This window comes from Streptomyces sp. NPDC006012 (assembly GCF_042871185.1).
In the GTDB taxonomy this organism is placed as follows: Bacteria; Actinomycetota; Actinomycetes; order Streptomycetales; family Streptomycetaceae; genus Streptomyces.
In genome coordinates, this window is record NZ_JBIAIE010000030.1 from 25,049 (window position 1) to 50,267 (window position 25,219).

At 71.9% G+C, this 25,219-nt stretch carries 22 protein-coding genes and 1 pseudogene; 9 read left to right on the forward strand and 14 right to left on the reverse strand.

What is annotated here, in order from left to right:
• Window positions 1-5 precede the first annotated feature (5 nt).
• From ACFYPJ_RS33630 to ACFYPJ_RS33640, 3 genes are all read left to right on the forward strand, one after another.
• Complete coding sequence (locus ACFYPJ_RS33630; protein WP_389025339.1) at window positions 6-803, forward strand: polysaccharide deacetylase family protein; 798 nt, start codon at window positions 6-8, stop codon at window positions 801-803.
• Window positions 803-1,981, forward strand: coding sequence for a hypothetical protein (locus ACFYPJ_RS33635; protein WP_389025341.1), 1,179 nt, complete (start codon window positions 803-805; stop codon window positions 1,979-1,981). The genes ACFYPJ_RS33630 and ACFYPJ_RS33635 overlap by 1 nt, the downstream gene beginning before the upstream one ends.
• Before the next feature lie 85 nt (window positions 1,982-2,066).
• The gene (locus ACFYPJ_RS33640) at window positions 2,067-2,684 is read left to right on the forward strand and encodes an ADP-ribosyltransferase (protein WP_389025343.1); all 618 of its coding nucleotides are present in this window, start codon (window positions 2,067-2,069) and stop codon (window positions 2,682-2,684) included.
• Here ACFYPJ_RS33640 and ACFYPJ_RS33645 read toward each other — a convergent pair.
• Entirely contained in the window at window positions 2,638-3,303 is a 666-nt protein-coding gene (locus ACFYPJ_RS33645; RefSeq protein ID WP_389025345.1) for a GNAT family N-acetyltransferase, read from the reverse strand. The genes ACFYPJ_RS33640 and ACFYPJ_RS33645 overlap by 47 nt on opposite strands.
• A gap of 109 nt (window positions 3,304-3,412) precedes the next feature.
• Here ACFYPJ_RS33645 and ACFYPJ_RS33650 point away from each other — a divergent pair, with 109 nt between their 5' ends.
• From ACFYPJ_RS33650 to ACFYPJ_RS33665, 4 genes and pseudogenes are all read left to right on the forward strand, one after another.
• The gene (locus ACFYPJ_RS33650) at window positions 3,413-3,988 is read left to right on the forward strand and encodes an IS607 family transposase (RefSeq protein ID WP_389025347.1); all 576 of its coding nucleotides are present in this window, start codon (window positions 3,413-3,415) and stop codon (window positions 3,986-3,988) included.
• Window positions 3,985-5,460: an IS607 family element RNA-guided endonuclease TnpB gene (gene tnpB, locus ACFYPJ_RS33655; RefSeq protein ID WP_389025349.1), complete on the forward strand. Its 1,476-nt coding sequence runs from the start codon at window positions 3,985-3,987 to the stop codon at window positions 5,458-5,460. Before ACFYPJ_RS33650 ends, tnpB begins: the two co-directional genes overlap by 4 nt.
• Before the next feature lie 79 nt (window positions 5,461-5,539).
• Window positions 5,540-5,941: pseudogene (locus ACFYPJ_RS33660) on the forward strand (MerR family transcriptional regulator); the annotation flags it as partial.
• Between the two features lie 133 nt (window positions 5,942-6,074).
• Window positions 6,075-6,287, forward strand: coding sequence for an EF-hand domain-containing protein (locus ACFYPJ_RS33665; RefSeq protein WP_389025351.1), 213 nt, complete (start codon window positions 6,075-6,077; stop codon window positions 6,285-6,287).
• Window positions 6,288-6,329: 42 nt separating this feature from the next.
• Here the strand turns inward: ACFYPJ_RS33665 and ACFYPJ_RS33670 are convergent, their stop codons facing one another.
• The gene (locus ACFYPJ_RS33670; protein ID WP_389025353.1) at window positions 6,330-7,115 is read right to left on the reverse strand and encodes an ABC transporter ATP-binding protein; all 786 of its coding nucleotides are present in this window, start codon (window positions 7,113-7,115) and stop codon (window positions 6,330-6,332) included.
• Complete coding sequence (locus tag ACFYPJ_RS33675) at window positions 7,112-7,453, reverse strand: hypothetical protein (protein WP_389025355.1); 342 nt, start codon at window positions 7,451-7,453, stop codon at window positions 7,112-7,114. The genes ACFYPJ_RS33670 and ACFYPJ_RS33675 overlap by 4 nt, the downstream gene beginning before the upstream one ends.
• 28 nt (window positions 7,454-7,481) lie before the next feature.
• Between ACFYPJ_RS33675 and ACFYPJ_RS33680 the strand changes: the two genes are divergently transcribed.
• Complete coding sequence (locus ACFYPJ_RS33680; protein ID WP_389025357.1) at window positions 7,482-8,144, forward strand: NADPH-dependent F420 reductase; 663 nt, start codon at window positions 7,482-7,484, stop codon at window positions 8,142-8,144.
• Window positions 8,145-8,170: 26 nt separating this feature from the next.
• Here ACFYPJ_RS33680 and ACFYPJ_RS33685 read toward each other — a convergent pair whose 3' ends face one another.
• The 5 genes from ACFYPJ_RS33685 to ACFYPJ_RS33705 form a co-directional block, all read right to left on the reverse strand.
• A complete protein-coding gene (locus ACFYPJ_RS33685; RefSeq protein WP_389025451.1) occupies window positions 8,171-8,728 on the reverse strand; it encodes a GH25 family lysozyme in 558 nt (185 codons plus the stop codon).
• Window positions 8,729-8,867: 139 nt separating this feature from the next.
• Window positions 8,868-9,869, reverse strand: coding sequence for a carbohydrate ABC transporter permease (locus ACFYPJ_RS33690; RefSeq protein WP_389025359.1), 1,002 nt, complete (start codon window positions 9,867-9,869; stop codon window positions 8,868-8,870).
• A 4-nt stretch (window positions 9,870-9,873) separates the two neighbouring features.
• Entirely contained in the window at window positions 9,874-10,902 is a 1,029-nt protein-coding gene (locus tag ACFYPJ_RS33695; protein WP_389025361.1) for a carbohydrate ABC transporter permease, read from the reverse strand.
• Between the two features lie 47 nt (window positions 10,903-10,949).
• Window positions 10,950-12,371: an N-acetylglucosamine/diacetylchitobiose ABC transporter substrate-binding protein gene (gene ngcE / locus ACFYPJ_RS33700; protein WP_389025363.1), complete on the reverse strand. Its 1,422-nt coding sequence runs from the start codon at window positions 12,369-12,371 to the stop codon at window positions 10,950-10,952.
• A gap of 113 nt (window positions 12,372-12,484) precedes the next feature.
• Window positions 12,485-14,329: a hypothetical protein gene (locus tag ACFYPJ_RS33705; protein WP_389025365.1), complete on the reverse strand. Its 1,845-nt coding sequence runs from the start codon at window positions 14,327-14,329 to the stop codon at window positions 12,485-12,487.
• Between the two features lie 465 nt (window positions 14,330-14,794).
• On the opposite strand from ACFYPJ_RS33705, the gene ACFYPJ_RS33710 reads away from it, so the two are divergent.
• Window positions 14,795-15,385: an alpha/beta fold hydrolase gene (locus ACFYPJ_RS33710; protein ID WP_389025366.1), complete on the forward strand. Its 591-nt coding sequence runs from the start codon at window positions 14,795-14,797 to the stop codon at window positions 15,383-15,385.
• A 115-nt stretch (window positions 15,386-15,500) separates the two neighbouring features.
• Here the strand turns inward: ACFYPJ_RS33710 and ACFYPJ_RS33715 are convergent, their stop codons facing one another.
• From ACFYPJ_RS33715 to ACFYPJ_RS33740, 6 genes are all read right to left on the reverse strand, one after another.
• Window positions 15,501-16,133 carry a pyridoxamine 5'-phosphate oxidase family protein gene (locus ACFYPJ_RS33715; protein WP_389025368.1) on the reverse strand — a complete coding sequence of 211 codons (633 nt, stop codon included), beginning with the start codon at window positions 16,131-16,133 and terminating at the stop codon, window positions 15,501-15,503.
• Window positions 16,130-17,191, reverse strand: coding sequence for a LuxR C-terminal-related transcriptional regulator (locus tag ACFYPJ_RS33720; RefSeq protein ID WP_389025370.1), 1,062 nt, complete (start codon window positions 17,189-17,191; stop codon window positions 16,130-16,132). The genes ACFYPJ_RS33715 and ACFYPJ_RS33720 overlap by 4 nt, the downstream gene beginning before the upstream one ends.
• 14 nt (window positions 17,192-17,205) lie before the next feature.
• On the reverse strand, window positions 17,206-18,477 hold the full coding sequence (locus ACFYPJ_RS33725) for an MFS transporter (protein ID WP_389025372.1): 1,272 nt from the start codon (window positions 18,475-18,477) through the stop codon (window positions 17,206-17,208).
• Window positions 18,474-20,237 (reverse strand): condensation domain-containing protein, encoded by a 1,764-nt coding sequence (locus ACFYPJ_RS33730; RefSeq protein WP_389025373.1) that lies wholly within the window; start codon window positions 20,235-20,237, stop codon window positions 18,474-18,476. The genes ACFYPJ_RS33725 and ACFYPJ_RS33730 overlap by 4 nt, the downstream gene beginning before the upstream one ends.
• 139 nt (window positions 20,238-20,376) lie before the next feature.
• Window positions 20,377-21,141 carry a protein phosphatase 2C domain-containing protein gene (locus tag ACFYPJ_RS33735; RefSeq protein ID WP_389025375.1) on the reverse strand — a complete coding sequence of 255 codons (765 nt, stop codon included), beginning with the start codon at window positions 21,139-21,141 and terminating at the stop codon, window positions 20,377-20,379.
• 285 nt (window positions 21,142-21,426) lie between these two features.
• Window positions 21,427-25,020, reverse strand: coding sequence for a BTAD domain-containing putative transcriptional regulator (locus ACFYPJ_RS33740; RefSeq protein WP_389025377.1), 3,594 nt, complete (start codon window positions 25,018-25,020; stop codon window positions 21,427-21,429).
• Between the last annotated feature and the right edge of the window lie 199 nt (window positions 25,021-25,219).

A 25,219-nucleotide genomic window follows, 5' to 3' on the forward strand; every position in this document is an offset into this window, starting at 1 on the left:
GTGCGGTGACCACGACCGATCGTCGCGGGGCGCTGCGCGCGGGAGCCGGACTCGTCGCCGGCGGCGCCCTCGCCGCCGGGTGCGCGTCCGCGTCGGGCTCGACCGAGCGGCCCACCCCCACGCACCCCACCGCGACAGCCGCCACCCCCGGCACCGCGCAGGGCACGCCCCGCGCCGCGCCCGCCCCACGCGCCTTCCCCCGGCAGCCCGCCCAGATCAGCCACGGCCCGCGCGACCGCCCCCGCGTCGCCCTCACCTTCCACGGCCAGGGCGATCCCGCGCTCGCCCGTGCCCTGCTCACCGAGGCCGAACGGCACGGCGCCCGCGTCACCGTGCTCGCCGTCGGCAGCTGGCTGGACGAGCACCCGGAGATGGCCCGCCGCGTCCTCGACGGCGGCCACGACCTCGGCAACCACACCCAGCACCACATCGCGGTCAACACCCTGTCCGAGGCCGCGGCCCGCGCCGAGATCACCGACTGCGCGGACCGGCTGGCCCGGCTCACCGGCTCGATCGGCAGCTGGTTCCGACCCTCCCGGGCGCAGACCGCCGCCCCGCTGGTCGAACGGCTGGCCCGGGCCGCGGGCTACCCGCACGTGCTGTCGTACGACGTCGACTCCCTCGACTACACCCGGCCCGGCGCCCCCGCCGTCACCCGCAAGGTCCTCGCCGAGATCACCGGCGGATCGGTGGTCAGCCTGCACTTCGGCTACCCGGACACGGTGGCCGCCCTCCCCGACGTACTCCAAGAACTCGGCCGCCGCGGACTGCGCGCGGTCACCACCACGGAGCTGCTGAGCTGATGCACCTCACCCCTGCCGCCCGCGCCCTGGCCGCCGGCGCCGCCCTGTGCGCCCTGACCCTGCTGTCCGCCTGCGGCGGCGGGTCCGGGCCCCGTACCGACACGGCGGCCAGCAAGGCGCCTGTGCCCGCCCGCTCGGTGCTGAGCGCCGCCCTGCCCGGCATGCCGCCCCTGCTCGACCCGAAGGACGCCTACGCCGCCGACCGCCCCGGCCGGCTCTCGCCGGTGGTCAAGGACTTCCCGTCCCGCGTCTACGTCCCCAACACCAACTCCAACACCGTCACGGTGATCGACCCGGCGACGTACAAGGTCATCGAGACGATCCCGGTCGGTGCCCAGCCCCAGCACGTCGTCCCCTCCTGGGACCTGAAGACGCTGTGGGTCAACAACGACCGGGGCCACTCCCTCACCCCCATCGACCCGCGCACCGGCAAGGCGGGCAAGCCGGTCGCCGTGCACGACCCGTACAACCTCTACTTCACCCCCGACGGCAAGTACGCGATCGTCATGGCCTCCCTCGACCGCCAGCTGGTCTTCCGGGACGCGCACACCATGAAGATCGCCAAAGCCGTTCCGGTCAGCTGCTACGGCGTCAACCACGCCGACTTCTCGCTCGACGGCCGCTACTTCATCGTCTCCTGCGAGTTCAGCGGCGAACTGCTGAAGGTCGACACCGCGCGGATGGAGGTCGTCGCGCAGCAGAGGCTGCCGCTCAAGGGCGCCATGCCGCAGGACGTCAAGATGTCGCCCGACGGCAAGCTGTTCTACGTCGCCGACATGCAGGCCAGCGGTCTGTGGATCCTGGACGGCGACACCTTCGGCAAGCCCCGGTTCCTGGCCACCGGCCGGGGCTGCCACGGCCTCTACGTCAGCCGCGACTCCCGCGTGATGTACATCACCAACCGGGGCGAGGGCACCGTCTCCCTCTTCGACTTCGGGCAGAACCGGCTCACCGGGAAGTGGCGGCTGCCCGGCGGCGGCAGCCCCGACATGGGCGGCGTCTCCGCCGACGGCAAGGTGCTGTGGCTCTCCGGCCGCTACAACTCCGAGGTGTACGCCATCGACACCCGCACCGGCGCCCAGCTCGCCCGGATCAAGGTCGGCAGCGGCCCGCACGGTCTCGCCGTCTATCCGCAGCCGGGCCGCTACTCGCTCGGCCACACCGGCATCTTCCGTTGAAACAAGGCCAGTTGAAACGGCGGACACGCCCCCGATGGAGTGACGGTCCCGGCTCCACGACCGCGGAGGCGGGATCGTGCTCCCCATGACCACTACTCGCCCGCGGCGCCGCGCCACCGCCGCCGCGCTCTCCCTCGCGGCCGTCCTCGCCACGACGGCCGCCGCCCCCGCCGCCCCCACGACGAAGGCGCCCGCCACGGCCGCGGCCAAGGCCGCCCCGGCCTGCCCCCAGTTCGAGGACCGCGTCAAGGCCGCCGCCGACCGCCGCGTCGACATCGACCGGATCACTCCGCGGCCGGTGTGGCGCACCACCTGCGGCACCTTGTACCGCAGCGACAGCCGGGGGCCGTCCGTCGTCTTCGAGGAAGGCTTCTGGCCCAAGGACGTGGTGAACGGGCAGTACGACGTGGAGAAGTACGTCCTCGTCAACCAGCCCTCGCCGTACGTCTCGACCACCTACGACCACGACCTGTACAAGACCTGGTACAAGTCCGGCTACAACTACTACATCGACGCCCCCGGCGGCGTCGACGTCAACAGGACCATCGGCGACACCCACAAGTGGGCCGACCAGGTGGAGGTCGCCTTCCCCGGCGGTATCCAGCGGCAGTACGTCATCGGCGTCTGCCCGGTCGACAAGTCGACCAAGACCGAGATCATGAGCGACTGCCAGAGCAACCCGCACTACGTGCCGTGGCACTGAGCAGCGCCTCCGCGCCCACCGGGCGGTAGCCGGCCGCCAGGAACGCCCGCAGACTGCGGGCGTTCCCCGGCGACACCTGCGCCCACACCGGCTCGCCCGCCAACTGCCTGGCCGCCGTCACGAGGTCCCGGCCGAGCCCCCGGTGCCGGGCCGTCTCGTCCACCTCCACCGACACCTCCAGCCGCCCGGCCACCCCGTGGCCCAGCGTCACCACCCCGCCGTCCGCCGCCCAGGCGCGCACCGCGTCGCGGCGCCCGCGGGCGTAGGCGATCCGGGGATGGCCGGGATCCGTGATCTCCCGGAGCGCGGGCGGCGGACCGCCCGGCAGGGGCGTGCCGACCAGCAGCGCGTCGACGGTGTCGTGGGTCCGCCCCGTGCGCGCCATGAAGGCCGCGAGGAACCGCGGGTGCAGGGCGGCGGCCAGCGGATCGCAGTCGACCGTGCCGAGCGCCCCGCGCACCCACCGCGGGTCCTGGTCGGTGAAGACCACGGCGTGCGCGGTGAAGGCGATCACCCCGGCGTCCCGGTGCTGCTGCTGCGGAACCACGGTGGTACCGCCGTCGTCCGGTGGGAAGCCCCCCCGGGCCGCCGCGTCGAGGATGTCCCGCAAGGACTCCATATCCGTGCCCGCTCCTTGACTCTCCACCCACTGGAGGGGTGAAAGCTGCTACAGATTTTCTAGTCATTCATAGTCACTTATAGTCGTGTATCTCGAATATCTTGGTCTGGTGAAGCTTTCGGAGTGGGCGCGGCAGCAGGGCGTGAGCTACCAGACGGCCTGGCGGTGGGTGAAGGACGGGAAGATGCCCGTCCCTGTTCGTCAGGCGCCGTCCGGGACGTGGCTGGTCGACGAGGTCGCCGTCCAGCCGTCCGGGCGGGTGGTGGCGTACTGCCGCGTGTCGTCCGCCGATCAGAAGACCGACCTCGATCGGCAGGCGGCCCGGGTGGTGGCCGGCGCGAACGGGCTGGGCCTGGCCGTCGCCGAGGTCGTCACCGAGGTCGGCTCGGGACTGGACGGGCGGCGCCGCAAGCTGCACCGCCTGCTGTGCGACCCGGACGCCACGGTGGTCGTGGTCGAGCATCGTGACCGGCTGGCCCGGTTCGGCGTCGAGCACCTCGAAGCCGTCCTGTCCGCTTCCGGGCGGCGCCTGGTCGTCCTCGACCCCACCGAGACCACCGATGACCTGGTGCGGGACATCACCGAGGTACTGACGTCGATGTCCGCCCGCCTGTACGGGCCTCGTGCGGCGAAGAACCGTGCCGCCCGCGCGCTGGCCGTGGCGACCGGCGAGGACGCCGAGTGAAGAAGTTCCGGCCGCAGCCCGGTTTCGTGGTCCAGGCTTACCGGTTCGCCCTGGACCCGAACACCGCCCAGGAGCACGCGCTGCGCTCACACTGCGGCGCCGCGCGTGCCGCGTACAACTGGGCTGTCGGCTGGGTGACCGCCTCCTGGTGGCAGCGCCGCGCGGAGGACAGCTACGGCATCCCTGAGGAGCAGCTGACCCAGTGGCGGCCGTGGTCGCTGCCGTCGCTGCGGAAGGCGTTCAACCAGGCCAAACACACCGACCTGAGGTTCGCCTCCTGGTGGGGAGAGAACTCCAAGGAGGCATACAGCACCGGCCTGGCGAACGCTGCTGCCGCGTTCGACAACTACGCGAAGTCCAGACAGGGCAAGCGGCGCGGCCGTGCGATGGGCATGCCGTGTTTCAAGTCGAAGCGGAAGGCACGCCTGTCCTGCCGGTTCACGACCGGCACGATCCGCCCGGACGCCGACGGCCGGCACGTGACGCTGCCGAGGCTGGGCACGATCCGTACGCACGAGCCCACGGTGAAACTCCTCGCGCGCGTCCAGGCCGGGACGGCCCGGATCCTGTCCGCGACCGTGCGGCACGAGCGGGGGCGCTGGTTCGTGTCGTTGCAGACCGAGGTGAAGCGCGACCTCGAACACGTGGCGCGACCAGACGTGGCGGTCGGCATCGACCTGGGGGTGAAGACCCTCGCGGTGATGGCCGACAGCACCGGCGAGATCCGCACCGTGCCCCATCCCGGGCACTACGACCGGGCGCGTCAGCAGCTGCGCCGCGCGTCCCGCGTTGTCTCCCGCCGCCAGGGCCCCGACCAGCGCACCGGACAGAAGCCCTCGAAGCGGTGGGAGAAGGCCAACGCGACCCGCAACCGGGTTCACCACCGGGTGGCGAACCTCCGCGAAGACGCCCTGCACAAACTCACCACCGCCGTGACCGCCGACTACGGCACCGTTGTGGTCGAGGACCTCAACGTCGCCGGGATACTCCGCAACCGGCGCCTCGCCTGCAGGATCGCCGACGCCGGATTCGGTGAGATCCGCCGCCAGCTCACCTACAAGACCCGCCAGCGCCACGCCACCCGCATCATGGTCGCCGACCGCTGGTACCCCTCCTCCAAGACCTGTTCCGGGTGCGGCGCGGTGAAAGCCAAGCTGCCGCTGCACATCCGGACATACAAATGCGACGCCTGCGGCCTGGTCGCCGACCGGGACGACAACGCCGCGCTCAACCTCGCCGCCCTCGCAGCAGCCGCAGCAGCCGCAGCAGCCGCAGTAACTGGTACCGGAGTGGCCGGAGACCAGGACACCGCCCCGGCGGTGTCGAAGCCTCGTGGAGCCGACCACAAGACCCGCACCACCCGTCCCCGCCGCAAGGCGGAGGCGGGGCGGGCAGGTGGCGCAACCCTGCCGCACCAGCGGCAGACGGAAACGAGAGACCGTACTCAAGCCGAAGCCCTCACGTTTTGGTGATGTGACGGACCTTCCGGGCAGAAACGCCCGGAATACTGAGACCCGACTACGGTCTCGGCAACGGCCCAGACTTCCAGACATGACCAACGACGGCACCGGCCTTTTCAGCATCGGCGAGCTGGCCCGGTCCACCGGACTGACCGTGCGGACGATCCGCTTCTGGTCCGACGAGGGTGTGCTGCCCCCGGCGGGCCGCTCCACCGGCGGCTACCGGCTCTACGACACGGCGTCCGTGACCCGGCTGGAGCTGATCCGCACCCTGCGCGGGCTGGGCCTCGGCCTGGCGCAGGTGCGCGAGGTGCTGTCCGGCGAGCGGACGGTGACGGAGGTCGCGGCCGAGCACGTGGCGGCCCTGGACGCCCGGATCAGGTCTCTGGAGGTGAGCCGCGCGGTGCTGTCGACCGTGGCGCGACGCGGTTCGAGGGCGCAGGACATGGCCCTGGTGCACCAACTGGCGCGGCTGTCGGCGGCGGAGCGGCGCCACAGCCCCGCGCCGCGTACGCGGGGGGCTGCGCCCGGGTGGCCCCGGCTCTCGGGTCTCGCGCGGGCCGTTAATCTGACCTGCGGCACTACGCCGGCACGGTACGAGAGACACGAGCAAGAGGGGCGGATCGGTGGCGGACATCGACGAGGCACGCAAGGACTTCGAGCGGATAGACGCGGACGGCGACGGGTTCATCACCGCCGCCGAGTTCAGGTCCGCCCTGGCCCAGGGGGGCGACTGGAACGTCACCGAGGCGGTGGCCGAGGCCATCATCAGGACCCGCGACCTCAACGGCGACAAGGTGCTGTCGTTCGACGAGTTCTGGGCCTACCTCAACAAGTGAGCTGAGCGGCCGAGCGGGGGCGCCCGGCGGGCGCCCCCGTTCTCATGCCGGGCGGTCCACGCGCACGCTCCAGCGCCCGCCGTGGCGTTCCAGCACCAGCGGCAGGTCGAAGCACTTGCCGACCTGGTCGCCGGTGAGTACGTCCGCCGCCGGCCCCTGGGCCAGGCTGCGGCCGTCGCGCAGCAGCAGGGCGTGCGTGGTGCCGGCCGGCAGCTCCTCCAGATGGTGGGTGACCAGCACCGTCGCCAGCTGCGGATGCTCCCGGCGCAGTGCGTCCAGGGCGCCGAGCAGATGCTCCCGGCCCGGCAGGTCGAGACCGGTGGCCGGTTCGTCCAGGAGTAGCAGCCGGGGCTCGGGCATCAGCGCCCGAGCGATCAGGGTGCGGCCGCGCTGTCCCTGGGAGAGCGTGGGCCAGCGGGCGTCGCGGCGGTCGGCGAGGCCGAGCGTCTCGATGAGCCGCTCGGCCCGCGCCTCCTGCTCGGGCGTCGGCCGCCAGCGGGGCAGCGGGGCCACCGAGTTGGTCAGCCCGGTCAGCACCACGCTCCGGACGGTCAGCGGCTGGGTGAGCGGATGACGCGGATCGACGTGCCCGACGTACGACCTCAGCTCCCGCAGGTCGACCCGGCCGAGTTGGCGGCCGAGCACCTCCACCGTGCCCTGCGTCGGGTGGGTCAGCGCTCCGAGGAGGCTGAGCAGGGTGGACTTCCCGGCTCCGTTGGCGCCGAGCAGTGCCCAGTGCTCGCCCGCCCGCACGGTCAGCGAGACCTCCTGGAGGATCGGCTGTCCGTCGCGTACGACGCGCACGTCCTGCGCGCTCAGGACGATCACCGGCGCACCGCCGGGTCCGTCGTGGACGCCGCTGCGGGCACGGCGGTCCGGTCCGCGTGGGTACGCAGCGGGCGGGGGCCCGTGCCGATCGCGTTCGGGCGGGTTGCGGGGGAGGCGCCGACGCCGACGGAGCCGATCATGGGGTCGGCTCCGTGCGCGTGGCGGTTCGGTACGTGGGTCACCCCATCGACGGTACCTGTGCGCTCGCCGTTTCCGGACGGGCGGCCCTGCGCACCTCCGCCGACGGGACCGCCGGCCGGGTCTCCGACCGGCTTCACCCGGTTGTCGTAGGAGCCGGAATAGTCACCGGCACCCTCGGGGTTGCCCCTTCGGTTCATGTGTCTGCATCTTTCCGGAGGTTCGGCAATGAAGATCGGCATCATCGGCGCGGGCAACATCGGCGGCGCCCTGACCCGGCGGCTCACCGCCCTCGGCCACGACGTGTCCGTGGCCAATTCCCGCGGTCCGCACACCCTCACCGACCTGGCGAAGGAGACGGGGGCCACCGCGGTCCCGGCCGAGGAGGCGGCGCGCGGCGCGCAGGTCGTCGTGGTCACGGTTCCCCTGAAGGCCGTCCCGGATCTGCCGTCCGGCCTGTTCGACGGGGCGGCCGAGGGCGTCGTCGTGATCGACACCGGCAACTACTACCCCCGGGAGCGGGACGGCCGGATCGCGGGGATCGAGGACGAGGGCCGCACCGAGAGCCGCTGGACCGAACAGCAGATCGGCCACCCTGTGATCAAGGCGTTCAACGGCATCTACGCCCAGGACGTCCTGGACCGCCTGCGTCCGGCCGGCGACCCCGAGCGGATGGCGCTCCCGGTGGCCGGTGACGATCCGGCCGCCAAGCGGACCGTGCGCGACCTGATCGAGCAGTTCGGCTTTGACACCGTCGACGCCGGCGGCATCGACGATTCCTGGCGGCAGCAGCCGGGTACCCCGGTGTACGGCCTGCGGGCGGGCGTCGAGGGCGTGCGTGCGGCACTGGCCGAGGCGTCGCCCGAGCGACAGGCGGCGTTCCGCGGATAGCACCGTGCCACGGCAGTCCGTGCCGGTCAGCCGTCCTGCGCCCAGGCGCGCAGGGCGGCTTTGTCCGCGAAGGCCGCCACGTTCGTGTCGTGCGGTTCGCTGGTGTACTGGTGGAAGCGCCACTTCGCCCGGATGCGGGGCTTGCCCGCGGCGACGTAGTCGGCGATCCACAGGCCGTCGCCCGCGTACGAGGTGGTGTCGACGTTCAGCCAGTAGTCGCGGTTCGTGTACAGCACCATCTGGTGGTGCGGCCGCAGGTCCTTCACCTTCCGGATGAACAGGTCCTTGTCGGCGTTGCTGGCGTGCGTCCCCTCGCTCGTGGTCTCCCAGTCGACGGCGAGGATGTCGCCCGCCTCCTCGGGGGCGTGCCGGACGAAGTACTCGGCCTGGGCGCCGACGTTGCCGGGCCACAGGAAGTGGTAGAAGCCGACGACGAGCCCGGCGTCCCGGGCCCGCCCGGTCTGGGCGCCCAGTTTCGGGTTGACGTACGAACGTCCCTCCGTCGCCTTGATGAAGACGAAGGACGCGCCGTCCGTGTCGTAGGACGAGGACTGGTACGCGCTCACATCGATGCCGTGCAGCATGGGGACCCCCTCAAGTGTCACTGGGGTGAGTGAAGTTGACCGGTCTATGCCCCGTCCGGACGTGCCTGACCCCTTGGCCCGTGAGACCTCACCGGACCTTGACCTGCGAGGTGTCAATCCCCTTTTGACCTGTGGGATGTCACTTCACCGCGCCGGCCATCAGCCCCGACTCCACGTGCCTGCGGAACAGGACGTAGAACGCCAGCTGGGGCAGCGACGCGAGGGTCAGACCGGCGAACAGCGCGCCCCAGTCGCCCTTGTAGCCCTGGTGGACGGCCAGCGACGCAAGGCCCTGGGTCAGGACGAACCGGTCCGGGTCGGGGTTGATCATCTGGGGGATCAGGTACTGGTTCCACAGGCCGAGCAGGTTGAACATCGCGACGCTCACGAGGCCGGGCCGGGCCATCGGCACCATCACCTGGAAGAGGATGCGCAGATGTGACGCGCCGTCGATCAGCGCCGCCTCCGCCGCGGACGCGGGCAGCGTCCGGAAGAACGAGGTCAGGAAGAACACCGAGAACGGCAGCGAGTACGCGATGTAGACCAGCACCAGGCCCGGGAACGTGTTCAGCAGGGCCATGCCCTTGAGGACGAAGAACAACGGGACCAGGGCCAGGACCACCGGCGCGCTCATCCCCGACATGAACAGCAGCTGGATGAACAGGTTGCCCGGGAAGACGAACCGGGCGAGCACATACGCGGCCATGGACGCCAGTACGAGCGACCCGGCGACCGAACACCCCACGACCAGCACCGTGTTGACGAAGTCGCGGCCCAGGTCCGCCGTCGTCCAGGCGTCGGCGAAGTTCCGCCAGTGCGGCGACGCCGGCAGCGACCAGGGGCTCTCCAGGATCTGCCCCGAGGGCTTGAACGACGTCATTACGGCCCACACCAGCGGGCCCGCCGCCAGCACTGCCCACAGGATCAAAAAACCGTGCGAGAACGCGCTGAAGCCGGCCCGCCTGCGCCGGCCGGAGCGGCGCCCCGGCCCGGCCGGCGGTGGCGGACCAGCCCTTCCCGTGCCCGCCGTTGAGGTGCCTGCCGTCTTCGCGCCCGCCGGACCGGACCCCGCCGGGTCCGTCGTCCGCGTGCCGGTGGCGGCGGGGTCCTCTCCCGTTCGGTGTATCGCACTCGCGGTCATGGTCTCAGAACTCCAGCCGCTCACGCCGTCCCAGCCGCAGGACCACCGCGGCGAACAGCAGGGTGACGATCAGCAGGGCGACTCCGGCCCCCGAGGCGTAGCCGGCCTGTGCGTCCCGGAACGCCTTGTTGTACAGGTAGACGGGCAGGACCAGGGTGGAGTGGTCCGGGCCGCCCTGGTTCACCGTCATGATGTTGACCACGGTGAACGAGCCGTCCAGCGCCAGGATGCCCAGGTAGATCCAGCCGGTCCGCACGGTGTCCCACAGCAGCGGCAGGACGACCTGCACGAAGGTGCGGGCCGGGCCCGCCCCGTCCAATTGCGCGGCGGCCAGGATGTCGCCCGGTATCGAAGCCGTCGCCGACGACAGGACGATCACGAAGAAGCCCACGTTCGCCCAGGCCATCACGGCGATCACGCACAGCAGGGCGAGATCCGGGTCGCCGAGCCAGTTCTGCTCCCAGGAGGCCGGGCCGAGCGCGTCCAGGACACCGTTGAGCAGACCGCCGCGCGGCGCGAAGACGTACTGCCACAGCACCGCGATCACCGCGACGGACAGCACCTGCGGAAAGAAGAACACGAGCCGGTAGAACCGCGCTCCGCGCACCGCGGTGACCGCGCCGCCCGGTCCGCGGCCACCGGCGAAGCCGAGCAGATAGGTGAGGAACAGGCTCAGCCCGAGCACCAGGACCGGCAGCGTGAGCAGAATGACCAGGTTGTGCCGCAGCGCGGTCCAGAAGACCGGATCCCGAGCCAGACGTTCATAGTTGCGCAACCCGACGAACTCGGTCTCCGGACTGACCCCCGTCCAGTCCGTGAGCGAGTAGAAGAACGCCTGGAGGAAAGGCGAGACGACGAAGACCGCGTAGACCCCCACCGGTGGTGCGAGGAAGCCCACGATCACCCGGTACTTGCGGTACCGCTGGTAGAGCCTGGACGACTTGCGACCCGCGCCCGTGCGCGGTGGTGCGCCGCTCCCGTGCGGACGGCCCGTCCGCGGCCCGTCCACGGGCACCGCCGTGTGGTTGGTCATCCCGCCTGCTCCGTCTTCTGCCACCGCGCCGCGTCGGCGGACGGGGCTCAGGGGTGCCTGTACTTCTTGACCGAGTCGTCCTTGGCCACGGCGTCGGACGCCTTCTGGATCCGGTCGATCGCCTCGGCGGGCTGGAGCCGGTCGGCCATCATCTCGCCGATCAGCCCGGCGATCTCCTCGCGGTTCAGCGTCTGGTACCAGTCCGTGCGGGGCGAGACGATGTGCGACCCGGCCTCGCTGACCAGGCGGCTGGCGGACGCCAGCCCCGAGGGCAGGTCCATCCCTTCCACGGCGCCGCGCACACAGCTGAGCGACGAGGTGAGCCGGGAGAAGTTCTGCGCCGACTTCCTGCCGAGCATGATGCGCAGCAATTCCAGGCCGCCCTGCGGGTTCCTGGCGTCCTTGGGGACGACGAACGCCTCGCCCGCCTGGGCCCAGATGGTCTCGAAGGGCATCGCGTCCGAGGAGTCCAGACCGGACGGCGGCGAGACGGTCATCTCGAAGCCGGCCGGGGTGATGTCCTCGGTCTCGTTCTCCACCCAGGTGCCGTTCGGGACGAACAGCGCCTTGCCCTTGATCCACTCGGCCTGCGACTGCGTGTGGTCCAGGCCCGGCGTGCCCTTGAGGACATAGCCCTTGGCGACGAGTTCGTGGTATGCCTCGAACGCCTGCCGTACCGCGGGGTGCTTCCAGGCGTTCGGTTCGAGGTTGTCGATCGACTTCAGGACGTCCCAGCCGCCGATCTTGGCGATGAAGGGGTAGAGCGTCCACTGGAGGTAGTAGGGGAACTTGCCGGCGTAGGTCCAGCCGGCGATGCCCTCCTTGCGCGCCGCCGCGCAGAGCGTGAGCATCTCGTCCCAGGTCCGCGGGTAGGTCCAGCCGTACTTCTCCAGCAGGGACTGGGAGTACCACACCCCGAAGGCCGTGTAGGCGTAGTTCAGCGCCCAGACCTCCTCGCCGCCGTACTGCCCCTTCGACACGACGCCGGGGATCAGCGTCTCCTGGACGGTCTTGCCCGGGATGTCGTAGGACGGGGCCTTGAGCAGGGTCCGCAGGTCGGTCAGCTGGCCGTTGTCCGCCAGGGTGGCGGTGGGGAGGGAGTCCGCGCCCGTGTTGTCCACCAGGTCCGGCGGGTCGCCGCCCAGGAACCGGGGCTGCAACTGGGTGCGGATGTCCTGGGTGGTGGTGTGTTTGACCTTCGTCTTCGGGAAGGCCTTCCGGTAGACGGCCTCGGCGTCCGTCACGTATTCGACGCCGAGTCCGCCGTCGAAGACGACGACCTCCAGGGCTGCCGACTCATCGGCGCCGAACGGGTTCTTCTCGCTCATCTTTCCCTTTCCGACGGTGTTCTGCCTGCCTCCTGCCGTGGCACAGCCGGTGAGGAGGGCGGATGCGGGCCAGGCGGCCAGCGCGGCGACGGCGGTGCGCTTGATCAGGTCGCGTCGACCCAGGTCCGAAGGGGATCCCATGCTGGGTTTCTCGCCTTCTGCGGGGAGGAGCGGCACGGTCCTTCCGGAGCGGCCGGGCTGTCACGATCTCGTGGGCGGTGGTCCGTTCTGTGCGCATCGGGCTGTCAGTGCTGTCAGGGTTGCGGGGGTTCCGCCTCGTAGGCGAGCCACTGCGCGAAGGAGCGCAGACCCTCGGCGAAGGGGACGGCCGGGCGCCAGCCGAGTTCGGCGGCGGCCCGCTCGGCGGTCATCGGCGGGCGCCCGTACGACGGCGCGGGCCGCCCCGCCGCGGCCCCGTCCGGGCCATCGACGGGCACGGGGCGTACGGCCGCGCAGATCGCGTCCGCCAGGTCGGGCGCGCTCAGGTGGTCGTCGTTGCAGATCTCGAACACGCCGGGGCGCCTGAGCAGCAGCGCCTGTTCCACAGCGCGGCAGACATCGGTGGCGTGCACGTAGTGGACCGGTTCGGGCAGCGGCTCGGTGAGCGTGATGGGCCGGCGCAGCAGCGACTTCTCGACGAAGTCCGGCAGCGGCGAGTCGTCCGGCACGACACCCGGCCCGTACGGCGTGCCGATGTGCAGCACGGTCAGCACGGCGTTGCCCGGCACGGGAGCCGGCGCGGGACCCTCCGCTGCCGCTCCTTCGGTGCTGACCGACACCACTTGGCCGATCCCCGCGCGTTCCGCCGCGGCGGCCACCGACCGTCCCCGGGCGAGGGGGCCGACGTGGACGACCGCGTCGGCCCCCGCCAGGTCGTGGACGGCGGCCGTGGTGTCCGGGTCGAGCAGGACCGTGTCGTAGCCCTGGTGTTCGAGGTCCTGGCCGATGAACCGGCCCAGCCCGCGGGAGGCACCGACGACCGTGATCCGGCCCTTGCTCGCGGCCGGTCCGGCTTGGCCGAGGCGTGCCACGGTGGTCTGCTCGTCGTGCGCCAGGGCGCCCAACTCGACGGCTTTGGCGGCCAGTTCGGCGAGCACGTCGTAGAGGGCGGTGAGGCGCAGCGCACCGATCTCCCCGCACAGTCCGCCGGGTCCCATGGTGGCGACGGCCGGACCGCGGAGCCCGCCGGCGGTGTCCGGCGCATCCAGCGGTCCGAGACCGGTGCCGGCCCGGCGGCTGAGGAAACCGGTCAGCCCCGCCGTGACCCACAGCGCTTCCAGTGCCCTGGGGCGGACCGGGGCGAGGGCGTCCAGCGTGGGCGCCGACTCCATGGCCGCCGCGGTCAGCTGCTTGCGGAACCACTCCAGGGGAAACCCGAGCCGGCCGCAGAACCGCTCGCTGTCGACGGTCGTCCACGGCCCGTCCGCACCCCGCCGGACCGCGCACTGGGCCACCCCGTGCTTGAAGAACGGGATGACGTCGGCCTCGGACAGGCCCGCCCGGAGATCCCAGTCGGTCCCCTCCGGCACCGTCCCGTGACAGGCCGCGCGCCGCAGCCCGTGGTGGTCGTTGCGCGCCACGCTGGGGAAGTCGTCGTGCTCGACGAGGTTCGGAACGGTGAGGTACGACGGGACGCGGCGCGCGCGGAGGTAGCGCTGCATGATCACGTCGTCCGGCCAGCCGTCACCGTGCCGCCGGGCGAACTCGGCGAAGCCGAGCGCGACGGGCGTGGGCAGCACCAGCGCCACCGTCGGCGTGTACTCCTGTGCCGCCACGGCCCACCGCGCGCCGCGCAGCGCCGCCATCCGGACCGCGGCGCCGTTGCGGGAGTTCCAGGAGGTGAAGAAGGCGATGGCCGCGCCGGGTGCGGCGCGCACGGCGTCCTGGACGCGGTCGAAGAAGTCCGGGCCGGGCAGCGCGTCGTCCTGGAGCACCAGGTGGTGCGTGGCCGCCGGGTCGGCGGCGGACCAGGCGCTCAGGGCGGTCCGCAGCGCGGTGGGCGGGCCGTCGGGCTCGGGGTCGAGCACCAGTCGCAGAAAGCCTTCCGGTGCCTTTTCGATGAGATCCTGCGCCGTCCGGCTGCGGCGCGGATGGCTCATGACGGCACCGCTGATTCTGGGCCCTGTGCTAGTGATTCCGGTCGGTGCCGGGTCCGTTCTCCCCATATTCCATCACCGCTCCCCCGCAAGCTCGGCCTTCGAATCGCTGCGAAGAAATACTAGCGACCGTGTGCTGGTATTCAGCCATAAAAATACTGGAGCTTGCTTGAGCGCTCTGTTATTGAGAACTTCCTCTCCGAAAGGCCGTTGAGCTGCGGATATGGAGATCCGCACACCTGCTGTCCACCGGGAGCGGCAGTTCCTGCAATTGTTCTGAGGAAGTTCCGTTTCCGGGGTGCCTCCGGCCGGTCGGCGGATGCGTTGACACGAACGGATCTCGGCGGGATCCTGTGTTTCCAAAACTGGTGAATTCTCTAGTCGAGGCGGGTATCGGTGACCTCATCTCTGCAATTCGACACGTTCGCTGTCGATGACACCGGAAATAGTCTCCCGTATGCTCTCCATTTGCCGAGCGGCTATCACCTCGACGAATCGGAGAAGTGGCCCCTGCTGCTCTTTCTGCACGGTGCCTCCGAGCGCGGGGACGATCCGACGATGCTCACCGCGCACGGGCCGGTGAAGCAGGCGGCACAGGGCGCCGACCTGCCCTTCGTGATGGTGGCCCCGCAGTGTCCGGGGTACAGCACCTGGGCCTGCGAACTCGACGGTCTGTACGCCCTGCTCGACGAGATCCAGGCACGCCACCGGATCGACGCGGACCGGGTGTACTGCACCGGTCTCAGCATGGGCGGGGCGGGCACCTGGGCGCTGGCGGCGCGGTTCCCGAACCGGTTCGCGGCCGTCGTGCCCATCTGCGGGGCCTGGATGCCCGAGGCCGCCCCCCGGATCATCGACCTGCCGGTGTGGACCTTCCACGGGGAGGACGACTTCAACATCCTCATCAAGCACACCGAGCAGGTCGTCGAGGCGCTCAAGGACCTGGGCAGCAACGCCAGGTTCACCCGGTACCCGGGCGTGGGACACGACTCCTGGACCCAGACGTACGACAACCCCGACGTCTACACCTGGCTCCTGGAGCAGCGCCGCGGCAGCTGAGACACGACGGCGACGGGGACGCCGGGGGCCCGCCTGCTCCAGCAGGCGGGCCCCCGGCGTCCCCCGGCAGCGGACCTTCGGCAGGCGCCCCCCTGGCGCCCCTGCCGCGGCCGGCTCAGCCGCCGCGCAGCGCCTCCAACTCCGCGCGCAGCGCTTCGTTCTCCTGCTCCAGCAGCGTGAGACGCTCACGGATCGGGGCGAGCGCCCCGGCGAGTTCGCTCTCGCTGAAGCGCGGCGTGATGTGCCGGTTGCAGTTCCAGTCGAACGCCTCGACGCGCACGGTGATCAGCCGCTCCACCCGCCCGTCGGTCCGGGGGCCGGCCAGCCGCTCGACGAGCGGGGGATCGTCCTGCGCGGGCGTCGCCGTGGCGTGGCCGTACAGCTTCAGCCGCGCCTGCCGCGCGTGATCCAGGAGGAACAGGGCGACCCGGTCGTCGCCGCGCAGATTGCCGGTGGTGATGTACTGCCGGTTGCCCCGGACGTCGGCGAAGGCCAGGGTCCGGTCGTCCAGCACATGCAGGAACCCGGGCGGCCCGCCGCGGAACTGGATGTACGGCCAGCCGGTTTCGCCGACCGTGGCCATCAGGAAGCCGTCCAGACTGTGGATGAACGCGGCCTCGACGGGGGTGAGGCGTTCGACGGCGTCGGCCGGCGTCGCCAGCCGCCGGGCGGCGGCGTCCCCGCTGCCCATCTCGTACTGGACCTGCCGGACGTTCTGGGTGTAGGCGAGATGCGCGTAACGGCTCATGCGGAACTCCTCGCGCTGTGCGGACGGTCGGCGGCGGACCCGAGCAGCCCGGTCCGCGCGGCCAGCACCCCGGCCTGGAAACGGCTGCCGGCCGTGAGGTCCTGCATGATAGCGGCGACGTGCCGGCGGAAGGACCGTTCGGACATTCCGAGCCGACGGGCGATCACCTCGTCCTTGATGCCGGAGGCGAGCAGTTCCAGGATGGTCGCCCGCAGGTCGTCCATGGCTGCGGCGTAGCCCGAGGTACCGGACTCGTAGTCCAGCGCCGATTCCCACATCCGGTCGTGGATGCCGCCCAGGAACGCCGCGACGGACGCGTCGTAGACCACGGCCAGCCGCTGTCCGTCGGCGCTGTCGTCGGCCGGTACGAAGGCGACCCGGCGGTCGATGACGATGAACCGGCCGTGGATCTCCCGGGACGTGCGGACCTGCCCGTCGGCCCTCGCCAGGTCCCGGACGTGGGAGCGGGTGCCGGCGTCGCCGCGGGCGGTGTGCGGGTACAGCACCAGGGCGCGGACGCCTCGCTGGAGGGCCTCCAGGACGAGCGGGCGCGCATGGCGCAACTCCGGTGTCTGCTGCGCCACACAGGGCTGCATGACCAGGATCTCCGAGGTGCAGCGCTGGACCGCCTCCATCAGCCGCAGTTCGATCTCGGCCGGATCGCTGGTGACCACCACGGTCTCCGGCCGGCGCTGCGGCCGCTGGGTCTTGTTGAACGCGTCCTCGAAGGACAGCAGTTGCCCCTTGACGTCGTTCAGCCGGCGGCGCTCGGAGTAGATGGCCCGCTCCAGCGGCACCAGGAGTTCCATCTGGGCCTCCTCGGGGCTCACGGCGACCAGCTCGCCCTGGCTCCGGGCGGCGTCCTTGACCAGCCGCAACTCCCGCAGCACCCGTACCGCTTCCACGACCTGCCGCAGGGAGACGCCGAGCCCTGCGGCGAGCACGGCCACAGTGGCGCGACGGCCGGCGAGCAGGCGTTCGTAGACGCGGACGACGAACTCGTCCACCTCCCCGGAAAGGGGCAGCTCCGATGTCCCGGTCGAGGTCGCGATCTCCATGTCAGCTCCTCCGTTCAGGTCCCGAGCGCTTCGGCGTCCGGGGTCACGGCGCGCAGCCGCCGGATTCCGGGCACGGCCAGCAGCACACCGCTGCAGCACAGTCCGAGCAGGGTCGCCGCGACCATCAGGGGACGGGCCCCGGCCACCGAGGCGAGCGGTCCGGCCAGGGACCGGCCCAGGGCCATGGACAGCAGCGATCCGGTCACGTCGTAGGCGTAGACCCGGTTGAGCAGTTCGGGCGGGATCTGCGTCTGCACGGTGGTCGCCCAGATCACCGCCCAGAAGGCCAGCCCCGCACCGGCGACGGCCCAGCCGAGGCAGAGCGGTACAACCCCCGGCCGCAGCGCCGGGACCAGCGGGTACAGCGCGTACAGTGCCCAGCCGATCGAGCCGGTGGCGAGCGGACGGCGCGGCCGGATCCGGATGGCCAGGGCGCCGCCGATGACGCCGCCGGCGCCGAACGCGCCCAGGGCGATGCCCAGTGCCGTCGAGCCGTGCTGGGTGGTGACCAGGTCCGCGCCGACGGGCAGGGACAGACCCGCGACGAAGCAGCCGTAGATCAGGAAGCAGGAGATCACCCCCCACAGCCAGGTACGGGACCGGAACTCCTGCCAGCCCTCGGTCAGCTGCCGCCAGAAGGACTCCGCCTCGTCGTCCTGCTTCGTCTGCTGCAACCGCAGTCCGAACAGGCAGGCGGCGCTGACCGCGTACGTGGCCGCGTAGATGGCGAAGACGGTGGCCGGTCCGGAAACGCTGATCAGCACGCCGGCCAGGGCCGGACCGAGCACACCGGCCACCGACTCGGAGACCCGCAGCACCCCGTTGGCCCGCTGCACGTCGGTGGAGACCTGGGGCACCATGCTGGCCACCCCCGGCTGGAACAGCGCGGTGGCCACACCGCTGAAGAACTGCAGCGCCACGATCATCAACAGGGGCGGCGTGCCGAGGGCGAAGGCGACCGCCAGGCCGCCCTGCAGCACCAGCCGCAGCAGGTCGGCCAGCACCATCATGCGCCGCGGGGTGAACCGGTCGGCGAGCACCCCGCCGAACAGCATGCACAGGGCGAGCGCGGCCATCCAGGCACCGAGGGCGTAGCCGACGCCCGAGGTGCCGTACCCGGCGTCGAGGACGCCGACGGTGAGGGCGACGGGCAGCATGGCGTCCCCGAGCAGGGAGCCGGTGCGGGCGCCGAAGTACAGGCGGAAGTTGGCCGTCCACAGGGTCGGCTGCGGGGTGGGCCCCTCGGCGGACGGTGTGTCCGTCCGCAGACCGGCGTCCTGGCTCACGCCCGCTCACCCCCTTCGCCGCGGCCGTCGGCCTGGGCACGGACCGGCAGTGCGGCCCACGCGTCCGGGTCGGCGGCGGCCGGACCCGCGGGCGCGGTGTCGTGCACGACGTAGTGCTGCGGGGCGATGGCGGTGACGCGCCCGGGCAGGACGGCGAGCGTCCGCTCGTGCACCGCCGCGGGGGAGTCAGGACCGGCCAGGTGGCAGACGATCCGGTGGCCCAGCTCCTCGTCCGGCTCGGCCGTCACCAGATGCGGCACCTCGCCCAGGACGTCGTCCAGCAGCCCCCGTACGGCGTCGAGTTCGACCAGCGAGTGGTCGCTGACATACCAGCCCTCGCCGCGCGGCACCGGTTCCAGCGTGGTCAGCGACTTCAGCTCCCCGAGCGGCAGATCGGCGTCGCCCGCGGCGCGCAGCAGGCGCAGCAGCGCCCGGCCGAACTCCTCGGCCTCGTCCTCGGGGAGGATCTGCGGGTCGACCCACAGGGTCATCTCGAACTCCCCGTCCAGCCGGTACAGGCAGACGAAGAAGCGGCAGGGGATGTCCTCCTTCGGCAGCCAGGAGACGCTGCCGCCGATCCCGGGGTCCTCGTCGGGCGCCGGCTGGTGCCCGGGTATCCACACGGCGGGCAGCCTGCTCAGCGCGGACTGGTCGGGGGAGCCGGCCGTGGTGGCGAGCGTGCTCATGTCGTTGAAGACGAGGTCACGGGCGAACGAGATGCCGCGCGCGCCGTTGACCTCGTTGATGACCTGCTGCCACAGGGCGATGGGGTCGAACCAGGCGTGCCGGTAGGCCGGCAGCCCCGCGGAGCGCACCTTGCGCACCGCGTCGTCGAAGCCCGCGGCGTCCGAGAGGTCGACGGACAGCAGCGCGTCCTGGGCCAGCGAGCCGAAGAAGCCACGGAGCTTGCGGACCACCCGGTTGTCCGACAGCGAGACCGTCGCCACCGTGGAGTGCCCGGTCCGGTGTCCGACGAGGACGGCCAGCGCGGCGAGCACGACGGCCGAGGGGCTGGCGCCGGTCCGTTCCGCGATCGACTCCAGCCGGGCCGGTACGGTCGTGGAGCGGATGTTCAGACCGGCGTGCAGCCAGTCGGCCTTGGCCGGGGTCGTACGGGCCGAGGGCGTGAACATCGCCTGCGGCACCCGGCGCAGCCGGGACTCCCAGTAGCGCAGCGCGCTCTCGCCGAGCCGCCGGATGGTCGGGGACCGCTCCAGCTCCACGACGTCGACGGGCTCCAGGGCGGCCGGGACCGGCAGCGGGCGGCCGGCGCACAGCGCGGCCCACTCGGTGTGCAGCACCTCGCAGGCGGCGACGTCCATGGCGGCATGGGTGACCACCCAGACCAGATGGCGGGGAACGCCGCCGGCCGTCACCACGGCCACCCGGACCGGCAGTTCCCGCTCCAGGTCGAACACCTGGGAACGCAGTCGGCGGGCGGTGCGCTCGGCGACCCCGAGCGGGTCGTCCGCCGCCTCGACCACGGTCACGGCGAGTTCGCCCTCCGCGGCGACCACCTGGGTGGCGGGGGCGCCGAGCCGGTAGGTCGTGCGCAGCGCCTCATGCCGCTCGACCAGTGTCCGCAGCTGGTCCGCGATCCGGTCCAGTCCGCCGTCGGCCGGGGTGTCGAAGACCATGGCCAGGTTGAGGCGGGTCGGGTCCTCGTCGACGGCTATCGAACGCACGATGTTGGCGTGTCCGAAGGAGAGCGGCCCTGAGCGGTGCGACTGGCCGGCGAAGGGCACTGTGAGTTGCGGCAACGGGTCACCTCATGAAGGAGCGGGCCTGTCCTGCGGCCCGGGGTGCGGGTTCGGGGATGGCGCACGGAGTGATGGCGGCGGGCGGCCTCCGGTGGGCCGGCGGGCACGCCGGGCCCGCCCGAGGGTGACGCCGTCCGGCTCAGACCGTGCCGGTCGCGCCGCCCATCAGGCACAGGGCGACGGACGCGTCGTCGTGGTGCTTTCCGGGAAATGCCCCGGCCGGTGTGCGTTCCTCGGCGGTCCGGGTCCGCGCGATGAGCGCGTGGGCTCCCTCGCGGCTCACGCAGTCCAGCAGGTCCTGCCAGCTCCACTCGTACCGCTCGACCAGCCGGTAGGCGCCGTCGGTCAGCAGACAGGCACGCTCGACGCGTTCGGCGGGCCAGGTACCGGTCAGCGCGTGCGCGGCCGCCTCGGGACGGTTCCCGGCGACCCAGAAGCCGCCCTCCTTGTTGCGCAGATGCCTGAGGTCGGCCCAGGACCGGTCGGGGAACTGGTGGATGCGGTTGTCGACGACGCAGTCGACCGTGCCGTCGGTGAACCGGGCCACCACCGCGGAGTCCCCGAGGACGAGGTGGTCCACCTGGTCCTCGCGCTGTCTGAGGACGGCGACGGTGGCGGACGGACTTCTGGGGTTCGCCAGGTCGCACTGCGTGCCGTGCCGGGTCATGACGTCGGCGACGGCCGCGGCGACCACCTGGGGCAGTGCGGCCGCCGGGGTCTCGATCAGACCGGCCACCAGCCGGCTGCCGAGCTGGGTGACCAGCCACCGCACGCCGTGCCGGCATCCGTTGTCCACCCCCGGTTCGGCCGTCGCCCCGTCGAGCACCACCGCGAAGTGTCCGGCCGCGGCGACGAAGTCCTCGTTCAGGGTGTCGCCGGGACGTGTGGCACAAGTGATCTCCACCGCTCCTCCAAAGAGGCGTGCAGGCTGGAACTCCGGGTACCTGAGGTGCAGACCCTTTGGTCTGTACCTCTCGGCGATCACTCTACGGAGGAGGCATATCCGCGGAACTACAGTCCGGCCATAGGGACGGCTGCCGCCCGGGCAGCCCGGGTGGCGGCGGCGCCAACAGGCTGACCTGCGGTGCAGCGGCACGTCTCGGCCAGGGGGCGCCGGACGCGGCAGAAATCGCAAACCTTTCCCCGGCAGGTCGTCACAGACCCGGCACCGGCCCGCGCGCGGGGCCCGTCAGCCGGCCGCGCCGGGCCGCGGGCGGAGGCCGCCGAAGCCGGGCATGCCCATCCCCTGGAACAGCAGCAGCGACGTACGCCAGTGGCCGAAGGCCCGCGTGTCCTCGCCCAGCATCTCCGCCGCGCCCCCGAGCACCAGATGGCTCCGCGCCTCCCCGGCACGGTGCCCGGTCTCGTGATGCAGGGCGAGCGCCTGCCGCGCGGTGCGCATCGCCTGCTCGCCCTCCTTCAGACGCAGCCGGACAGCGGCGAGCACGTTCAGCGCGTTGCCCTCCAGCATCCGGAACTCCGCCTGACGGGCCAGGCCGATGGCCTGTTCCACCGTGGCGAGCACCTCGCCCGGCCCGTCCTGGCGCAGCCGTGTCGCGGCCAGATTGATCAGCGCGTAGACCTGCGGATAGCGGTCGTCCATCGACTCGGCGAGGTGCAGCGCCCGCCGGTAGCACTCCGCCGCCTCCCCGAGACTCGCGGCGCTCTCGTACGCGGCCCCCATGGAGAAGAACGCGTTCGCCTCCAGCCTCCTGTTGCGCATGGACTGCGCGGACTCCAGGGCGAGCCGGGCCACGGCCATACCCTCGGTGTGGTCGCCGAGATCGGAGTGCGCTGCCGACAGACAGCTCAGCGCCACCGTGACGCTGGTCTTGTTGCCGTTCTGCTCATGCACCCGCAACGCCTCGCCGATCACCCGGATGACGTCCTGGGGCCGCCCCAGGGCCCGGTAGGTGATGCCGAGGTTCGTCTGTGCGATGGCCTCACCACTGGCCGAGCCCATGCGCCGGAACAGCCGGGCGGCGTGCGCGTGGTGGTCGGCGGCCTCCGTGAGCCGGCCCAGCTTCCAGCAGATCAGGCCCAGGTTCGTCACGTCGTCGGGGGAGACCGTGCCCTGGGACTGCTTGGCGAGGTCCCAGGCCTGCGAGAGGAACTGCGCGGCCTGCCGCGTGGCGCCGTTCTCCTGGTGCGCGGCACCGATCCGACGCAGCGCCATGGCCTGCCCGTTGAGCCAGCCGGCCGCCCTGGCCAGCGCCAGCGCGCCCTTGAACAGCTCCTGGGCCTGAAGGTTGTCCCCCTTGACCCAGTAGCAGTCGCCGCGCCGCAGCTGCGCGGCGGACCGGGCCCGCAGATTGCCGTCGGCGGTCGCCGCGGACAGACCCGCGGTCGCCACCGACAGGCAGTCCGCCGTGTACGCCCGCAGCGACAGGAATCCGTGCAGCACCTCGGCGAGCCGCCAGGCGACCCGGTGGCAGCCGGAGTCCGCCGCGGCCAGCACCGCACCGACCAGGCTCTCCCGCTCGTTCTCCAGCCAGTCCAGGGCCCGGCGGTGGTCGCCGAACACCACCCGCTGGTCCCCGGGATCCGTCTGCGATGTCGCGTCCTGCCCCGACAGCTCCTCCGGATACAGCATCCGGGCCGCGGTCTCCGCGTTGACCAGGTACCAGTCGAGCAGCCTGTCGCGCGCCGCGTCCAGTTCGCCGCCGCCGGCCAGGTCGCGGGCGTAGGCGCGCAGCAGGTCGTGCGTCGCGAAGCGGCCGGGCACCGGTTCCTGCACCAGGTGGGCGTCGGCGAGACCGCGCAGCACCCGGTCGGCCTCGTCCGCGCCGGTCCCGGTGAGCGCGGCGGCCCCGTGCGGGGTGGTGTCCGGCCCGGGCAACAGGCTGAGCAGCCGGAACGTACGCCGGGCCGGTTCGGGCAGCGCGAGGTAGGAGAGGTCGAACGCGACGCGGATCGTGGCGCGTTCGTCGCCGTCCACCTGGAGGCCGCTGAGCAGGTTCCCGCCGCGCAGCTTGGCGCAGTACTCGGGGATGGTGGTGTTCCGGTTCGCGATCAGGTTGGCCGCGGCGATCCGCAGGGCCAGCGGCAGCCGCCCGCAGAGCCGGGCCAGCTCCGCCACGGCCTCGGGTTCGGCGCGGACCCGGTCGTCGCCGAGGACCCGCCCCAGCAGCGACCGCGCCTCCTGCCGGCTGAGCACGTCGAGCCCGAGGACATGGGCGCCTTCGGTGGCGACCAGGCCGGCCAGCTTGCCGCGGCTGGTGATGACGACCCGGCAGTTGCCCTCGCCGGGGATGAGGGGCCGCACCTGGTCCACGTCGGCGGCGTTGTCCAGGACGATCAGCATGCGCTTGTCGGCCAGCAGCGTACGGTACGTCGCCGCCGCCTCCTCAAGGCTCGGTGCCACCTGGTCCGGTGGCACCCCGAGCGCACGCAGGAAGCGGGCGAGGACGTCCTCGGGGCGCAGCGCCGGCAGCGCCGAGTGCCCCTGGAGATTCACGAACAGCTGCCCGTCGGCGAACCGGGACCGGTGCGTGTGCGCCCAGCGCAGGGCGAGAGCGGTCTTCCCCACTCCCGGCGGGCCGATGACGGTGACGACGGGGACCGCTTTGGTGCTCTCGCAGGACAGCAGCCGGTCCAGCTCCAGCAACTCCGTCTCGCGCCCCACGTAGGCGGGGGTGTCGGCGGGCAGCTGCGCGGGCCTGCCCGTCATGGACGCGGCGGAGCGGGCCGCGTCGAAGCCCGAGCGTTCGGTCCGCGGGATCTGCTGCCGCAGCACCCGCATGTGGGCGTGCCGGATCTCCTCGCTCGGCGCGATGCCCAACTGCTCGTCGAGGCGTTCCCGCAGGGTGGTGAAGACGTTCAGGGCGGCCGCCTGTTCACCGCAGCCGGCCAGGGCGAGCATGAGGCGCGCATGGATGCCCTCGTGCAGCGGATCTTCGTGGGCGAGGTCCCACAGGACGCGCAGCGAATGCTCGGGCCGTCGCATCCTGAGGGCCAGATCGGCGTGCAGCAGCGCGGCTTCACTACGGCGCTCGCAGCCGGCCACGACCATCGGGTGCTGCCGCAGCGCCGAGTCCAGGTCGGCGAGGGCGGGGCCGCGCCAGCACTCCAGCGCGGCGGTCAGCGACTCGAAGGCCAGCGACTCGTGTCCGGTGCCGTGCGCACGCCGCGCACGGGACACGAGTTCGTCGAAGCGCCCGATGTCGGTCTGGCCGGCGTCCACCCGGAGCCGGTAGCCACTGGGGACCCGTTCCACGGTGGCCGCCGCGCCGGACGCCTGCGGCAGCTCGGGTTCGAGGAGGCGGCGCACCTGGCTCACATAGGTGTGGATCAGGCTCTGGTACGAACCGGGCGGTCCGGCCGGCCACAGGACCTCGACGATCTCCTGGTGGGTGGCGGGCGCGGGGCACTTGAGGACGAGCAGCCCGAGCAGGTGGCGGAGCATGGGCCGGGTGATGGGGACCGGAGTGTCCCCGCGGTGCACGGCGAGCGGTCCGAGGATCAGGAAGCGGAGCCGGCCGCTGGTCCGGGGCGCGGCGTCCCGGGCGGCGTCATGCAGCTCACCCGCTTCGGCATCGGAGAGTTCCAGCGCCGCGACGAGCCGCTGGACGGTGCGTAACTGGGGCCGCTGGACCCGGCCGCGCTCTATGTCGCGCAGCGCGCGGGTGCTCATACCGGTCTTTCCCGAGAGTTCCTGCTGACTCAGGTGGGCGCGTCTGCGAAACGACCGTATGCGCTGGCCCAGTGCCGCCGGGCCGCTGTCGGATCCGGGATCCGGGCGTGAGCTGTCCGCTGCGTTGCTGTCCACGGGTGGGGGCCCCATCTTAGGTGACGTGCACGGTGTCGGGTGGGCTTCGCGGGCGTGGTGCACCTGAACTCTCCCCGAGCCGCGCGCGTTTGGGAACCACACCCCGGCGCCCCCGTCGCGGGGCCGGCCGCGCGGCCGTTCGGGCCGGTCCGCCGGATGCCGCGCACTGACCGGTCGCGGCCAGGCCGCTTTCTGGCATTGAGGCGCTTTCCTT

Coding starts and splice junctions, on each gene's coding strand:
- ACFYPJ_RS33635 (WP_389025341.1), top strand. CDS start 803: ATGCACCTCACCCCTGCCGCCCGCGCCCTGGCCGCCGGCGCCGCCCTG.
- ACFYPJ_RS33695 (WP_389025361.1), bottom strand. CDS start 10,902: ATGACCAACCACACGGCGGTGCCCGTGGACGGGCCGCGGACGGGCCGT.
- ACFYPJ_RS33740 (WP_389025377.1), bottom strand. CDS start 25,020: ATGGGGCCCCCACCCGTGGACAGCAACGCAGCGGACAGCTCACGCCCG.
- ACFYPJ_RS33720 (WP_389025370.1), bottom strand. CDS start 17,191: ATGGAGATCGCGACCTCGACCGGGACATCGGAGCTGCCCCTTTCCGGG.
- ACFYPJ_RS33685 (WP_389025451.1), bottom strand. CDS start 8,728: ATGCTGCACGGCATCGATGTGAGCGCGTACCAGTCCTCGTCCTACGAC.
- ACFYPJ_RS33690 (WP_389025359.1), bottom strand. CDS start 9,869: ATGACCGCGAGTGCGATACACCGAACGGGAGAGGACCCCGCCGCCACC.
- ACFYPJ_RS33640 (WP_389025343.1), top strand. CDS start 2,067: ATGACCACTACTCGCCCGCGGCGCCGCGCCACCGCCGCCGCGCTCTCC.
- ngcE (WP_389025363.1), bottom strand. CDS start 12,371: ATGGGATCCCCTTCGGACCTGGGTCGACGCGACCTGATCAAGCGCACC.
- ACFYPJ_RS33680 (WP_389025357.1), top strand. CDS start 7,482: ATGAAGATCGGCATCATCGGCGCGGGCAACATCGGCGGCGCCCTGACC.
- ACFYPJ_RS33645 (WP_389025345.1), bottom strand. CDS start 3,303: ATGGAGTCCTTGCGGGACATCCTCGACGCGGCGGCCCGGGGGGGCTTC.
- ACFYPJ_RS33715 (WP_389025368.1), bottom strand. CDS start 16,133: ATGAGCCGTTACGCGCATCTCGCCTACACCCAGAACGTCCGGCAGGTC.
- ACFYPJ_RS33705 (WP_389025365.1), bottom strand. CDS start 14,329: ATGAGCCATCCGCGCCGCAGCCGGACGGCGCAGGATCTCATCGAAAAG.
- ACFYPJ_RS33675 (WP_389025355.1), bottom strand. CDS start 7,453: ATGAACCGAAGGGGCAACCCCGAGGGTGCCGGTGACTATTCCGGCTCC.